Annotated in this window: 18 protein-coding genes; all 18 read right to left on the minus strand. The window is 34.4% G+C overall.

What is annotated here, in order from left to right:
- Window positions 1–344 precede the first annotated feature (344 nt).
- The 18 genes from COD11_RS20910 to COD11_RS20980 all read right to left on the minus strand — a co-directional run bounded on the left by COD11_RS20910 (window position 345) and on the right by COD11_RS20980 (window position 15,208).
- Window positions 345–1,571 carry a transglycosylase SLT domain-containing protein gene (locus COD11_RS20910; RefSeq protein WP_098798851.1) on the minus strand — a complete coding sequence of 409 codons (1,227 nt, stop codon included), beginning with the start codon at window positions 1,569–1,571 and terminating at the stop codon, window positions 345–347.
- The gene (locus COD11_RS20915) at window positions 1,572–4,853 is read right to left on the minus strand and encodes a hypothetical protein (RefSeq protein ID WP_098798852.1); all 3,282 of its coding nucleotides are present in this window, start codon (window positions 4,851–4,853) and stop codon (window positions 1,572–1,574) included.
- Between the two features lie 13 nt (window positions 4,854–4,866).
- The gene (locus tag COD11_RS20920) at window positions 4,867–6,987 is read right to left on the minus strand and encodes a VirB4 family type IV secretion system protein (RefSeq protein ID WP_098798853.1); all 2,121 of its coding nucleotides are present in this window, start codon (window positions 6,985–6,987) and stop codon (window positions 4,867–4,869) included.
- Window positions 6,938–7,840 carry a hypothetical protein gene (locus COD11_RS20925; protein WP_098798854.1) on the minus strand — a complete coding sequence of 301 codons (903 nt, stop codon included), beginning with the start codon at window positions 7,838–7,840 and terminating at the stop codon, window positions 6,938–6,940. Before COD11_RS20925 ends, COD11_RS20920 begins: the two co-directional genes overlap by 50 nt.
- A 5-nt stretch (window positions 7,841–7,845) precedes the next feature.
- Window positions 7,846–8,187, minus strand: a complete 342-nt coding sequence (locus tag COD11_RS20930) for a PrgI family mobile element protein (protein ID WP_098798855.1) — start codon at window positions 8,185–8,187, stop codon at window positions 7,846–7,848.
- Between the two features lie 86 nt (window positions 8,188–8,273).
- Window positions 8,274–8,675 (minus strand): hypothetical protein, encoded by a 402-nt coding sequence (locus COD11_RS20935; RefSeq protein WP_098798856.1) that lies wholly within the window; start codon window positions 8,673–8,675, stop codon window positions 8,274–8,276.
- Window positions 8,676–8,923: 248 nt separating this feature from the next.
- Entirely contained in the window at window positions 8,924–9,112 is a 189-nt protein-coding gene (locus COD11_RS26540) for a hypothetical protein (RefSeq protein WP_141549721.1), read from the minus strand.
- Between the two features lie 40 nt (window positions 9,113–9,152).
- Window positions 9,153–9,431, minus strand: a complete 279-nt coding sequence (locus tag COD11_RS20940) for a hypothetical protein (protein WP_098798857.1) — start codon at window positions 9,429–9,431, stop codon at window positions 9,153–9,155.
- Window positions 9,432–9,448: 17 nt separating this feature from the next.
- A complete protein-coding gene (locus COD11_RS27070) occupies window positions 9,449–9,613 on the minus strand; it encodes a hypothetical protein (RefSeq protein ID WP_176551180.1) in 165 nt (54 codons plus the stop codon).
- 185 nt (window positions 9,614–9,798) lie between these two features.
- The gene (locus COD11_RS27710) at window positions 9,799–9,924 is read right to left on the minus strand and encodes a hypothetical protein (RefSeq protein ID WP_255301661.1); all 126 of its coding nucleotides are present in this window, start codon (window positions 9,922–9,924) and stop codon (window positions 9,799–9,801) included.
- A 54-nt stretch (window positions 9,925–9,978) separates the two neighbouring features.
- Window positions 9,979–10,194, minus strand: coding sequence for a hypothetical protein (locus COD11_RS20945; protein WP_098798858.1), 216 nt, complete (start codon window positions 10,192–10,194; stop codon window positions 9,979–9,981).
- Window positions 10,195–10,223: 29 nt separating this feature from the next.
- On the minus strand, window positions 10,224–10,403 hold the full coding sequence (locus COD11_RS20950; protein ID WP_098798859.1) for a hypothetical protein: 180 nt from the start codon (window positions 10,401–10,403) through the stop codon (window positions 10,224–10,226).
- 452 nt (window positions 10,404–10,855) lie between these two features.
- Complete coding sequence (locus COD11_RS27075; protein ID WP_176551181.1) at window positions 10,856–11,026, minus strand: hypothetical protein; 171 nt, start codon at window positions 11,024–11,026, stop codon at window positions 10,856–10,858.
- A gap of 127 nt (window positions 11,027–11,153) precedes the next feature.
- Window positions 11,154–11,450: a hypothetical protein gene (locus COD11_RS20960; protein WP_098798861.1), complete on the minus strand. Its 297-nt coding sequence runs from the start codon at window positions 11,448–11,450 to the stop codon at window positions 11,154–11,156.
- A 45-nt stretch (window positions 11,451–11,495) separates the two neighbouring features.
- Window positions 11,496–12,764 carry a DUF3854 domain-containing protein gene (locus COD11_RS20965; RefSeq protein ID WP_176551182.1) on the minus strand — a complete coding sequence of 423 codons (1,269 nt, stop codon included), beginning with the start codon at window positions 12,762–12,764 and terminating at the stop codon, window positions 11,496–11,498.
- Window positions 12,765–12,806: 42 nt separating this feature from the next.
- Window positions 12,807–13,142 (minus strand): DUF4258 domain-containing protein, encoded by a 336-nt coding sequence (locus COD11_RS20970; RefSeq protein WP_255301662.1) that lies wholly within the window; start codon window positions 13,140–13,142, stop codon window positions 12,807–12,809.
- A gap of 199 nt (window positions 13,143–13,341) precedes the next feature.
- Entirely contained in the window at window positions 13,342–14,994 is a 1,653-nt protein-coding gene (locus COD11_RS20975; protein WP_098798863.1) for a CpaE/TadZ family protein, read from the minus strand.
- Window positions 14,966–15,208 (minus strand): helix-turn-helix transcriptional regulator, encoded by a 243-nt coding sequence (locus COD11_RS20980; protein WP_098798864.1) that lies wholly within the window; start codon window positions 15,206–15,208, stop codon window positions 14,966–14,968. The genes COD11_RS20975 and COD11_RS20980 overlap by 29 nt, the downstream gene beginning before the upstream one ends.
- Between the last annotated feature and the right edge of the window lie 300 nt (window positions 15,209–15,508).

A 15,508-nucleotide genomic window follows, 5' to 3' on the forward strand; every position in this document is an offset into this window, starting at 1 on the left:
TGACTCTAAACTGAACAGATCTAATAAGTACCAGCTACCACAACACTTATTAGCGAATATAATAATTATTCATTCGGCTATAGGTTAGTAATCTATATAAATAGCTATTTAACAACGCTTCAACCATGAGTTTCTTTCGTCATCATAGGAAACTTTTAAAGATGCCCGCACTACAAAGAGTTACGACTTCACCTAGCTTCGCACCCATATTCAAGAGTGAATAAACGCACGTAGGAGATTAGCATAGGGTATTAAGAGTCTTTTACCCTAGCAAGGACTTTCACCTTACTTATCAAAGAATCAGTTAGAATAACCATATATTCCTCCCATTTCATCCAATAGACTTATAGGGAAACGTGGCGCGCGGTAGCAGGTAGAAACTGCATGTGACCAATTGCACCCGCTGACGATACCATTGTTGGGTGTGTTCCAAAGCCCGTTTCAACACTATGTACAGCAGCTAAAAAATACCAAGGAACTCCATATTTTGCTTCTGCCGCTCGATATATATCCATATATTGTGCAGGGACACCCGCACCAGGGGTTATAATACCGTCATAGATTGGATAGAAGAAATTACCACCGCCAAAGCTACCATTTAACCAGTCAGTGTAGTGTATATCTTTTCCAGTGAAAAGATAGTTTACTTCAACTAGCTTTTTATCATCTAGCTTTAAATCATAAGAGTTTAATACTTGATCAAGCATTGAATAATCCTGTGTTGTTGTTTCGGTTGTATTAAATTTTTGGTGTCTTGTTTGAGTTTTCGTTACAACTGCAACTTGTCTTTCGACAGTTTCTAATTCTACTATTCCCTCAGAAGCACCATCTTCAATTTTCGGAACTTTCTCTTGAACAGTTTTTTGAGAAACAGTTTCAGTTTCTACCCATTCCGTTTCATAAGGTTCATAGTCAAATAGAGTATTTCCTTCCCAAAAGTCAACGTTTGTTAGTTTGGTTACATAGTTATCGGTTCTAGTAACTTCACTCCATGCACCACATGAACCATCTTCACATACTTGCGTTTTGGTTTCTGTCCATTCATTGAATTCGTTGAATGAAAATGTTGGTTTCAGAGATTCAGTCATTGTACGTATAACTTCTTTTACTTCTTCCTTATCTTTTTTTGTCATTGTATCTAGCTGAATAACAGATGCTATCAATTCATTCGGCACTCGATATTTCTTCTGAAGGGGATCACTCATATCTACTGTTTTATCGGCTTGTTCCACAATGTACTCGTAAATCTCTTTTTCTTCCCCCTCAACTCCATCTCCAGTACCTAATATAAATGCTGATACCATAGATACAACAACGACTATTATCAATACAGCAAAACCAATTAAAATGGTAGGTAGCCCCACAAATCCTAAAAGGGAAAGTAATAGTTTTATTAAAACTGCCCCAGCTTTAAGTACTGCTTTAAGCGCTAATTTCCCAACTTTAGCGGCAATCTTTTTCCCTATTTTTTTCCCTTTCTTCTTTAATTGATCTTTTGCTATGAGCTTAACAATATTTTCTTGTTCATCTTTATTACTTTGATTGTTTTGAGAAAAATTAGGGAGGCCCACTTACATCCCCCCTATTGAACGATGTCTACTAGGTTCAAATTCTCTCCTTCTTTGATTTCGCTTGTTTGGTCTTGGTGGAAGGAGATCACTAGGATCAAGTGTTGTTAGGTAATCAGGTCTGCTGTTTTCAGTAACACTTTCTTTAACAATACGTTTGTTTCGTACTGAACAGTTAACTTGAACAGTTTCTTCTCGACCTAAACGAGCATCACCCGCACCATATGGAGAAATTCTCATTTCTCTTCCTTGATTATCTGTTCCTACCATATAACTTCTTTCTTTAGTAACAACCATTCTAATATTCTTCGTCTGATCAATTACTTGATCTGCAGTAAAGTTTCCGCTATCGACTTGTTGATTAAAAGCTTGAATTTCTTGAACGACTCTAGGAGTTTTACTTGTATTATTGTTTGCTAATAACCTAGAAGGATTTACGTTAATTCTTCTATTCGTTTCAATTTTTCCACCAGAACTATCAAACTGATATGGATTGGAATCTTGCATAAGTACACCATCTTGAACTGTTAGGTCTTGGAATACAGATTGACCTTTCTTTAATGCACTGTCTCCTGTACCTAATCTCGATACAACCCTTGTTTGACCAGTAACATCACGAACTTGCACATAGGATTGGTTATTGGTTGTTACAAGTTGAACAGCGCCTTTTGCGATTTCCATTTGTCCATTTCCTAGGTCTACTTTTTGTGCAATATGTTGAATATCAGATACTTCGGCAATTTGTTGATTTACTGCATTATTGTAAGGGTTAATTTTCATTGCAGTTCTTGAACCAGACTGATATCCTCTAACCCCACCAACAATACCAGAGGAATATGATATAGCGTTTCTAAATCCTGCCTGTTTACCGATTGCATTTTCAGGAATATGTTGTTGGTCCATTGCAACCTTAGCTTGAGTTTGAGCGCCAACAACACTACTAACAATTGGATTGCCTATTTTAGTGATTATATTTCCACTTGGTTCTACTAGACCTTGCTTAAAGCCTAAAGAAGCTCCTTGCACACCAGCCATAGCAACCTTTCCGAGTTTCGTATCTTTAGCAAAAGTACCGATTTCTTTTAATCCTGTTGTTGCGAAGACCCCAGACACCACTCCTGAACCGAGAGCGGCAGCACCTCTAACAGCAGTATTTTGTATAACACCTTTATCTAACGGAATATGTACAGGCATTTGCTCCGTTACATCTTTAAGGTTTTGTTGGAAGTTTCCACCGTCTTGTTGAGTTTTCATTGTTGCTAACTGTGAAGCAAGATAAGGTGTATTAACATCTTTTCCGCTATAGAGTTGTTGTGGTTTCACATTCCTAATAGCATCTTTTGCTTGTTGTAAGTACATTCTTTGACCGCCAGATTGTTCCTCAAAAGCTATATCAATCTCTTGGCTAGTCGCATTTGGATTATTATTTAAGAAATTAGTTTTGAAATCAGCTTTATCGTTAGCAAGAGCTTTTTCGGCAATAGCCTTAGCATATTCTTCTTTATTAACAAATGCTTGCCCCATATTAATACCATTACTCATTTTTTCAGCTGTTCCATTTGCCATTGCAGAGAATTGAGCTCTTTTTCCATCAACAACATTTTCCCAGGCTTGTTGTTTAGCGGCATGGCGTTTTACAATCTCTTCATCTGACATATCTTGTGTAACCGGATGCTGAGCGTCATAATCTTTATCAAATTGTGCTTTGTTATTCTTCGCCCAAGCATTCGTTAATTTATCGGTTGTTGCATTAGCTAATGATTCAGCTGTAGCATAGGAACCATCATTCTTTCGAATATTCGCAACTGTTTCACGAGCCTTGGCTAGATACTCCCCATGTTTTTGGCTCTTTTCTTTATTCCACATGCCTTCAATTGCTTGTTCATGAGCATCAGGGAATTTTTCTTTCATGTTCTTCATAAAATCTTCTTTGTTAGCACTTGCCCAACTTTCGAATTCTGGACTTGCTAACTCATTCGCTAGTTTTTCATCTGCTAGAGCGTCAGCGTTCCTTGTATTGTTAAAACCATCTTTAAATCCTTTACCACCATTAGCCAAACGATTACCCGCTAGTTGTAATCCTGCCATTCCAGTTCTTCCTGCTATACCGCCTGCAACTCCACCTGCAACAAAGCCCATTGTAGAACCCATAATACTTCCACTTGGTCCCATAACAGAACCGGCTACTGCACCAGCCATACCGAATGTGGCTTTCCCCATTTTGCTAGTTATTTCTCCTGCTTTTAACATTTTTTCAGACAGACTTGTTGTTCCAGAATCTGTTCCCGTATTTGAACCTACTGTTGATTTTGTATCTTCATCATTAGTAGAACCATCTTTTTGGGAACCATTTTTCACTCCATCATAAGCACCTTTTAAAGCACCCATAACCGATTTGTCTCCAACAGCACCTTTTATACTCCCGTACATACCTGCAAGAGCAGACATTCCGAACATAGCACCGGCCTTTGATAGGTTGCTGTGCATTTGCCCGCCTAAACCAAATAGAGAACGAATTGCTTCAGCAGTAGGAATGAAGATAATATATAAAATTACTGATTCTAATCCTGTAGTTGTGACTGACATAAGAGAGACCATCCAAAACAATGCAGCATGCACTGACTGAACAAAAACGGTTCCTATTAACTCTTTAAGCCAACCTACAGTTATTCCTTTTGTTTGGGGAATTAAGTAAAGCATTAACATGACGGGCCCTATTATGAGTAACATCATTAGTGTTAGCTTTCTCATCATGTAATAAAAATTCCCCCAAATAAGCAAACCCAATAAACAAAGGTTAATGATTATCAATCCTAAAATATCGTCGCCCGGCTCTAATTTATATGCCATTTCAGCTAATGAATCTTCCTTAACAGATGCAAATAATTCTACAATCGTGTAGTTCAACCCAAATATTAAGGTGTACAAATTTGAGAGATTCCAAAAGAGAATGGCCACAATAGCTAGATCTTTAAAGAACTCAATGACATATGTTCGATTAGAGGGATTGATACCAGCTGATGATATTTTCATTCCTGCCATTATAATAGCAATGAGAAAACCAGTCACAGCAATTATGACGAAAGCATTCATACCAGGTTGGTATATATTCTGCATTTCTTCTAATGTAAATGTTCCAAAGGCTAAATGATCTTCTCCATCTTTCCCATAGATCAATGATGGAAATGTTTTTAAATCAGCAAAAGGTTTCACTATCCATTCATAAATATCTGGAAAGAGACCTTTGAATAAATCGGCTATCTTATCATCTATTCCATATAACACGCCTTACCCCCCCTTACCTCTGATTAGCAGTATTTTTTCTTCTCTTAAGCAATTCTTCTAATACCGCTTGGTTAGATTCGATAAAGGTTAATTCGTCTTCACTTGGATTAGTCTGAAGCCATACAGAACTCTTCCCGACTCGAAGAATGCCCTCTCCCTTATCAGGATTTCCGAAGAGTATTTCTATTTCACCATCTGATAAATCAAAATTCTCTCTTATTTGTTTTTCGTCAATCTTATTTTGTTGCATATACAAAGTTGTAAATGTAGCTTGTAAGATACCACGAGCTTTTGGATGTTGAAGAATACGAACGAAGTCTTGTGTAGCCCAACAGAATCCACAGTTTCTTTTTCTTGCACGCCTTGCTACTTTCTCAAAGAAAGAGACTGTGAGATCATTATCTAAAAATTGCCACAATTCGTCGCAGTATATAAATTTCTTCTTTGTAGCATTTTCTGAGTTTTTCGCAAAGTATTCCCATAGGTAATTAAGAATAACGTGATACGCAATTGGTTTTAAGAAACCTTCTTCCATTTTGCTTATGTTAAAGTTAACTAAGCGGGCAGAGTTAAGGGATTGTGTGATACCTTTACCAAGATATGTTTGACCATCAAAAATTGGTTTTGATCCATCTTTTAAGAAAGGTCTAATGGCTGCGATTAGTCGAGCCGCTCTCATTTCCTTTGAATATTTGTGAGTCAGATAGTTATAGATGTCACTAATTGTTGGTTCTGGTTTACGAACTTTTGATTGAATGACTTGTCCATCGATCTCAACAACCTCATTTTGATAAAGAGAAGCTGGGTGTGATGTAATTTCAAGAGAATCAAATACAAATTTAATAGCTTCTTCAAGGTAGTTTCTTTCAAAAACAGATAACCCTTCTTCTTCACTATTTTTACCACGAGCGATAATGTCAAAGAATGCTAATATTTCATTTTGCTTTTCTCTTAATGGAACAAAGCGGATATAAGTTTTACCATCTCTTGTGACAATTTCCTTCTCGTCGCTTTCTTCCAACCATTCTAATTCTTCATCTTCATCCTCATCTAATAAGATATCCGTAGCACTTATCGCACATGGATTGATACATATATTCTCTTCTTCACTAATATTTAAGTTTATTCCACCTAAACGTTTTGTTAGCTTGGTCATCTCACCTTCAGGATCGATGATACAAGCCCACACATTTCCGCCACTTTTTTCACGAGCAACTTTTAGTTTCATTGCGAGTGATTTCCCCGAACCAGGTATGCCTGTTATACCGAAATTATAATTTTGTGGCCTTACTTCATCTGTCCCAAAGCTATTAATAAACTCTAACTGACCAGTAATCTTATTAACTCCTATCGGAACACCACCGATAAATTTACCACTTCCGCTAATAAATGGAGAGAATGTACCTAAAGCCCGTCTATCAATATTACGAAGAGAATCTGGTATTTCATTATTGCCTGTTGGTATAACACTTCTAAATCCCTTTTTCACACGACTCCATGTAGGTGCTATTTTGAAAAATTGCCCTGACATTTCATCTTCTATCATTTCGCTATAATGATTTAGTTCTTTTTCAGATTGGGCATATAAGGCCCCTTGAGTACTAACATTGTAGATATCATTCTCTGAAAATTGTATTTCTGACATTAATTGTTCTGTATCGAATATCTTTGTCTTAAGATCATTGATTTGATCAATGTTTCCTCTTTTTGTCTGGAAATTAAGGTTTGATTCAAGCATAGTTAATTGTCTTTGTAATAAACGGATTGCATCTGTTTTCCCAACTTTGTGAACATCAACCATTACGTCAGCTTCACCACTTGATGTTATGGAATACAACCAGTTAGTTTGCATTTTTCGTGGGTAACCATCACGCGGAATAAAAAATGGACGAAAAAAAGTTTTACTTCCTAGTGATTGCTTAATAACACCATGATCTTCTGAATTAATCGTTATACCATCTGGTGCAATAACATCCCATATAGTAGGCTTTGAATCAAAAAGTAAATCTTGCGAATTCTCGTGACCTGACTCGTCAACTTCGAGTGTTTCTAATTCTTCATTATTTTCAACGATTTCCTTTTGATTAACTTGCTTTTTCGTCTTGTTCTTGTTCTTCTTTTTGAGCAAATTCATTATCTATTCCCTCCTTGACCAATTGAATTCTTGTATCATCTTGATCCGCTGTTACATATAGTGCGAGCATTTCTTTAACTCCAAAGTCTCTAAATCTATTTTTTACTGCTTTTCTTCTGTTAAATGTGTGATAAAGAACATCACCGATTCCCTCAGTTGTTAACAATTGAACGTGCATACGTGCTTTACGCAATTGGCTTTTAGCTGTGTTCATTCTGCGATAAAGTTCCGCAAAAGCTTTATCAACAATTTTATTTTCGAGTTCTTCCTTATCTTCCGCTGTTATTTGATTAACCTTCACATCATAGGTAAAGATCAAATATCTTTTTGTTTCATATCGTGGTGCAACCTGCTGCCACTTTATTAACTCTTCAAGCATAGACTTTCCGTACTCAATTGCATTTTCATGTAAATCCTCTGCTTCTATCATATTTTTCCTCATAATTTCAATTGGTTCAGAAAGATCGATGAATCGATTTTGAAGGTAAAACTGAACATTGTAATTAATTTGCGATAACCATCGTTCAAAGGTAACATCAATGGCTTCTTGCTCAGATTGCGATAATAAGAAGTAGTTAACAGGCTCTACTTCAGCGATTAGAACAAATCGGTTATTTTTATATCGAATCATGTGGTTATTTATCTCTTTTATATCCTGAAGTAAGTCCTGAAAAACGTCTGGTTCTTGATCAAGTTCAACCGAATGTTTCTTCTTTTTTTCCTTTTTAGGTGTAAATTTGATATCACCCTTATTTTTTCTATCTTTCCATGGAATGATAGGCTCCTTCATTACGAGTCTTGCAAACACATAAATAATTAGGCCAAATACACCCATAATCAATATATCTTTCAATTACCTTACCTCCGTTTCTTCTGCTTAACTATTTTTGGTCCTTTTCTCCAAACACCGATCTGATTCTTGTATCCCATTTTGATAAGGAAATAGGAATCATAATGTAAGTGATATTTAGATTTTTTCGCAAACCCTAGTAAACCGACTGCGATAGCCACAGGTAAAGCAGAGAATATACACATGAAAATACCTATAAAAAAGTTTGGAGCAAAATTAAAAACATGGGGTATATAAGAATAAACCAATCCTCCACCTACAATTAGATAGATAAGTTGTCTCTTAGAAATAATCCCAAGAATCTCCTTTTGTTCAGAAGACATATCTATTGGAACAGTTACTTTTCTCATAACATCACCTACTTATTTTAAAAATAGACCCCTCTATCATTATTAATAGAGGGGATTATTTGAGCGTTGCATTTTGATCTATGAAATTAGGCACCAAATGCTGCAATCCATCCAGCTATATCGTAAGCTTTCATAATTACCCATCCACCACCGAACGCACAAGCTAGAGATACGAGACCTGCACTTCGTCTTTGAGGATTACCATTTGATCCGGCTAATAACATACCACCAATAACAAGCATAATAATGATCCAGAAACCACCAAGAGCCATTACGAAATACACGACTTTATCTAGGTCATCATAGATACCACCGCCAGCATCAATACCTCCGTTTGGTGTAATTCCAGCTTTCGACCAAGCTCCAGTATCCACAGTCTCATCATCATCAGTAGCAAAAGCTTGCGGGACGGATACACTGAAGCTTAATATTAGTACTGTCATTAATGTTAATAAGCAAATTACTCCTTTTTGTTTAAATGCTTTCATATGTATAGTTCACCTCCTTTTGAGGACAAAAAAATCCCCGAAAAAACCACGATGAAATAAATGCTATAGAAATAGCATTCTTCATGATTTTTTCGGGGATCTCCCGTTAATATTAAATTGAAATTTATATAACTATATTAGTAGATAATGGAACGGATTGCAACTAGAAAATTACTCTCAAATTTAATGTAGCCAATATAATATAAGGATAGGGCATTCATTAGAATGCCCTTATATAAAAACAATAATTAACTATCAGCTTCAATTGCATGACCACATTTACAAGCAACATAGTCAATCACACAATCACTAATAGCGAATGTAATATCGTTACCTTCCTCATGAATACTCTCTTTGGATATTCCCTTTTTTACTTTAACAAGTTTATTTTCTCTCTTGTACATATCACATATTAATGTAAATGCAAATATAGCCACTTCCTTCGTTCATTATTTACATTTAAAGAGATTGGGATTATTAATCCCAATAATAAGAATTAATCACTTCCTCATTAAGCAACTTTACATTCTTGTATTCTTTAAGATAAGTAAGAAATGCCAGTAACCTCATTCGATTAGGAAATGATATCTGCTTGATATTACCGTAGATATCAATATAACCGTTAGTTAGTGTATCTGTAATAGATATTCTCACTTTGTCAATATATACATATAAAACATCCCCATTAAAGTCACAAGCAACATCAATAGCTAATTCTCTTGGAGAAATCTCCAATATCTCAGTTTCTTGTATCATCTATATTCACTCCTAAATCAGTAAACATTATTGATTAGTTCACTTAATTCTTTAATTTCCTCTGAAAATAACGTTACTTCACCTATTACCTCACCATCAAACAACTCTGTTAACAAAACTCCTTCATTACTAGCTTTTGCTTTTAGTATATTAGTATCATTTTCATAGATTACCTTTTCCATTCTTCTCTCTCCTTTTTGCGTCCTGTTATTAGAAAAACGTTATGACTTTTTCATGATCTTCTCAATCAGATGTAACGCCCATTGTTCACTAATTTGTTTTTGTTTTTGCAACTCACATATTTTCTTTATCTCTTTAATAGTCTCACTCATAAAATCCTACCTTCGCGCTTTGATCTTTTTGTTTATTAAAACAAAGCAATAACCTCTCTAATTAGACTTACAATTCCGTAAATGCAAAGAGTAATAAATGCTACCAATGCAATTCCGTTTATTTTTATGTCATACATCTTGCTATATAAAATCTTCTTCATAATACAAATCCTCCAGTGGCATTTTTTATGTCAATTCGCAATTTAATAACGACATTATCTCTTATCTAATATGTAATGCTTATAAAGTGTTTCAGCATTCTTTAGACATTCATTTTCATCTAAGTGCTCAACTAATCCAGTTCTTGTTCCTTCATCTGGAAAGTAGCAATATTCCTTATCTCCATCAAACTTTATAGCTGGATGATAAACAGAAAATGTTGTACCTCCATTCACATACGTTTGCTTTTTAGCAATAAATGGTTTCTCCATATAAATAATCCTCCTAATTACACTTTGATTTAATAAGCATCATGGTAGTACATCATATCAAAAGCTAATTCTTGCACTTCTTTGTACTGATCCATATGTTCAGATATAAATCTACTCGCATCTGATATAGTACTTCCAACAAATTTCACATCAATCAATAGCTCCATTTTGGCAATTAAGTTTAATTGTTTATCAGTTGGGTATCTCATTTTTCTCAACCTCTCTTACTGTATGTGTTATAGGCGTTCCTAGTATCCTCTTTTCGCAATCATCACAAAATACAGGGTTAATAGGCATCCCGTAACACCCACATTCATAGCCACTACAACAAAATTCAGGTACATAATTATTAGTAACCTGAATATCACAATGACAAGAATCACACGTATCTTTTTTCATTGATTAACTCCTATCTGGTTGGCTTATCTTTTATAACTAAGCAATCAAATCAAAATAAAAAGAGAAACATAAGTTTCTCTCATAAAATAAAAGTATTAATACTTTTAAAAGAAATCTCTTCCTTCTTTTGCTATTCGTAGTTTATATTTGGTTGCAAACAGGAATCCCTGTGACTTACCAAATGAATACCAATCTTTAATAGCGAAGATGAACTTTTTCATAATTTCCTCCCTTATCGAACAAATAAGTGTATCCTACATAATTAATTACTATCTACTAATAAATTATTTCTCATTATAGTTAATGGCAGGAGCGGTAAAGCGTCTACTCTTTCGCCATTTGAATTATGTGTGATATCTTTTTCTTCTAAGAACCTAATAATTAGTTGTCTTTCTTCTTCAACCCTCAAACGTATTTCATATGAAGTCATCATTTTTTCATCCTCTCTTTAGTAAAAAAAGATCCTCTATTAAGTGATATTTTATAAATCAAACCACTCAATATCGAATCTTTTCATTTCCTCTTAACTATTGTCTAGTTACCTGCAAGCATACTTAACTTCAATTAATATATGCATAAATATCCTCGTCCAACTTTTTATCTAGTGCAATATCAAAGCAAGTGTCACAAATTGAAGATCCTGGTGGCACATATTCAGTACAATATCGACATGTTTCTTCCTCAATAAATAATAAGCTCTCTTCTTTTAGCGGTATTTTATAAGAATTTTTTTCATATTCACATTCTCTACAGAACTTATTATCTACCCAATCTTTATGACTATTTCCTTCTTCATCTTTAAAGGAAGCATATTTAGATACGGTAATTAGCTCTATATAACAACTTGGACATTTCATTTTGTATGCAACCTCTCTTAAGTAAAGTAATGGCCTCTTATCATATCAAAACAATTTCTTGAAATGGGGAATTTTGGAATTTATAAACAAATCATCTATTCCCTTCCCATCATTTTGATTCCAAATGACCATGTTAACGTGATAGCCTTCTGCTTTTAGTTCTTTAACACACTCCATTAAGTGATTACGCACATAAGGATTGTTAACAACGTCAGCATCAAAGCAAAGATTAACCTCTTCTACACCCATTTCCTTCATAATTGGTAAAGACAATCTCCATGAATTCACACCAGGTAGGGCTAGTAAAACATCTCCAACAACAACAAGTTCTTCAGGATCAAAGAGTTTAGGGATATAATCAGCTGATATATCCGTTTTTAATGGACCTTCTGATAACCATACTGTTCTTGTTTTTAACACTTCACCAGTTTTCCAGTTTTTAAGCTTTTCGCTTGGAACAGATACATGCACTGGAGCGGGATCTCCTGAACCTGTGCCTTTCTTTTTATTAGCTGAACTTAGCCAATAATATCTGTTACCTTTCTTTAAAGTTACCCAGCCTAAAATATCGGAATCCACAGATATTGTTTCTGTTTTACCAAGCTCTAACTCTTTTTCAAAAAGAATGGTTCCTTCATAAGATACTTGAACAAGATTAGGCTGCTGTATAACCTTTGCTCTTAAACCTTGTTTTCGCTCTTTGATTGTCGCAACATTAGGAGGGTTATCTATACGGTATTGGAAGCCCACAATTTCATTTTTGTGATTACGGAAAGGAATTAATATTCCCTTCATACCGTTAATACTCCAATATTGTCCGTATTTCCCTTCACCAAGATAAAAGCCAGGAATACCACTCAAATCATCCACTCCTAATATATCTTGAATATCTTTTGCAATATTCCAAGGTTGGTCAGGGAATGAACGATAACCTCTTAATCGAATTTGTTCGTCTGAAAGATTACGTTCTGCAGAAGTTAGATGATCATAATGAGAATCATCTAACTCAAGACAATCTAACATCGCAGAATAAACAGTGTTAAGAATAGAATCTTGCTTTTTCTTTTCACCCATATATTCCGCAACTTTAGAAGAATCAATTTTTCGACGTTTTTTCTCACCTTTTAAAAAATGTAAGTACGACGGTAGACTTGAATTTTTGCTGAAGTACTTTTCACTTTCAATTCTGATACATGCTACCATTTCACCATCTTTATGCTGCATACAGCCCCCTGTTTTTCCACAGACAGGGCAAGCAAGTTGATAAAATTCATACCAATCTTTAATTTTCGTTTTACGCATATCCCTACTCATAAAAAACATCCTTTCGTAAAGCCTCTTAAATAATCACCCATATTAGATACAATCTGTAAATCTACTCTCGTCCAATGGAGGCATAACCGTTATAACAAAGAACTGATTTTTTGCTTCCTCAGTAACGACAATAACAATTGGATTATTCGATGTATCTTTACCCGCTATTACATAATTAAGTGTGTTCTTGCCAAGCTCCTGACTATATCGAAATTGTGACTCGATAATATTCCCAGAAACAATTGCATTCACTAGATCACCTTTTTTATATCCCCTTTTAGCCATTCTTCCTTTTGTGTGATGACCAAGACGAATATAACCAAATCCACCCATAAGAATTTTCTTAATTTCTCTCATTTTTCTTGCTTTTAGATCCATTCTCCACACCTCCAAGTCATTTTTTGAAAATAAAAAAGCGACCTTTGGAAGTAGTTTAATAGGCACAATTATTGTGCTGCTCTCTACTGATCCAAAGATCGCATAAGTTTAATAGAATCCCGCTAACCTTTAAATAGGTTGCCATAAAACAAAAAATAAAACGAATATACTTAAAAATATATCACATTTTATATCTTTATCAAGGGGATGTTTCAAATAGAGATTTTAAACGGGAGAATAAAGGGTTATTTTTTTGTAATCGTTTTTCCATATATTCCTTACCTATAAGACTAGTAGTAATCGTGTTATAAGGTTCTCGTAGAATTTTATATACACCTTTGTTTTCAATCAAGGGCTTTTCCTCTATATAATTCTGATAAATTTCTTTGGTCAGATCAGGTATTGTTGCTAATATCGGTAATCCAAGACTATCGGAATAGATTTCTTCCTTACTGAAAGACATGTGTTTTGTATAGATCAGTTTGGCATTTAGATTTTTTTTCTGAACAATATCTTGTATATATTTCTTCCAAGCTAAAATTTGTTGATACGAACCATCAATCATTATCCAAAGTTCATCAATATAATCGAGGGTATCAAGAGTGTTCTGATGCATTTCACCTGTAGGTAAATCAATAAGAACAAAATCGTAGTATTTTGGATTGTTAATGTACTCTTTTAGTAAATCTTTATTCCATTCCACCTTAATGTCGTTATCATCAAGAGGTAGCCAGTTCACCCCTTTATAAGCCCAATCTACATTCTGTGCAGGAATATCACTATTATGTAAGGCAGTTATAAAAGACACCCAATTTTCAGGCATAGATTTATACCGCTTTAATGTTGTTTTTATAAACGGAAAATTAGTGAGTACTTCAACAACTGATGTTGGAATACCCAACTTTCCAAGAAAGATAGCATAGTTAATAACAAAAGTTGTTACGCCCATTCGATGTAAAGGAGACCATATGCCAATCGTTTTATTTCTATCCCAATGAGCATGACTAAATGCTGCCTTTCGTATAGCAACAGCTCTTTCAGAATATGGATTAGACTCAACTTGTTGAAATTCAGCTACGGAATACTTTTCATTTTCACCTTGCAGTATCTTAGAATCATCTTGTAGTTTCTTTATAACCTTTTCATCATACTCAGGATAAGGATCACTAACCTTTACGGGTTTACTATAATTAGTATCGTCTAAGTCTTCATCAATTGACTCTTTCTCTTCCTCGTTATCTACTATGTTATCTTCTGGATCTAGTTTTACTTCTTCTGCTCTTTTTTGGGTTGAAATATCAGTAGATTTATCTTGAGATTTAGGCTTAATTACTTTATTTTCATTTACCTCTTTTTTTGATTCTACATCTACTGACTGTTTAATAGTTTCGTTGGCGTCATTTTTCTGTCCTTTGTTTTGGTCAACTTGTTTAGGAGTATCATTAGCTACCTTTTCCACCGCTTTCACCTGTTTTTCTTCAATTTTTTCATTTTTCGCAGGATCAACTGGTTTACTTTTGGTTGGTGCCGTACCCTTTCCAGTCACAGAAGGATTTGCTAAGTTTCCTATCATCAACCAGGTACTAACTGATTTAAAGTTAGAAAAACTTGTTACATTACCAATTGTTTCGGGCTTTAATTTATTATTTACTAACCATATTTCTTTTATAGGATAAGACTTAACTTCCTCTAAGGAATGGCTGTCCGTTATTAATAAATCAACTTCTTCTTTAACTTCCGCTACATTATTGATTGCAGGAACAATTGAACTATCTCGGTATTTTTTGATTAGTATTTTTTTTAATGCAGTGATTTCAGACTGATTACTTATGGCCAAATAAATCTTTTTCATATATCTCTTGCTCCTGTTTAAGATACTGGTCGATTCTTTCTTTCAACTCAGTCGTAAAAGGATATTTATAGTTTTCTATTAAGCCTAAATAGCTAGTTGATATACCTATATCATGAGCAAATTCATACTGACTCTTATTTAATCTTTTTCTAAGGATAATTAGTCTTTCAACATCATTGTCTAGATAGATCATGTCCGCGAATTTTTTTATCATTTTTTCAAACCCCTACTTAAAAATTGTTATAAAAATACAAAAAACCGCTAAACATAGCCCCTTTTTATAAAAAGAAGATGTGTTTAGCGGTTTACGCTTTAGTAATTTAATTGTTAATGAAAAGTATACCATAAAAAATAACGCATTGTTAAGATGTTTCAGCCAATCAATTTATTAACCTATAGATTTTTTATTGAGCTAGAGATTTTTTTGATATATACTATTGCTATATTCATTTTATTTTTGTTTTATGGCAACCTTTTAGGTTAGCGGGTACTTATTAAATGTAGTGTAGTGCTT

It is taken from the genome of Bacillus sp. AFS040349 (assembly GCF_002577655.1).
GTDB lineage: Bacteria > Bacillota > Bacilli > Bacillales > Bacillaceae > Metabacillus.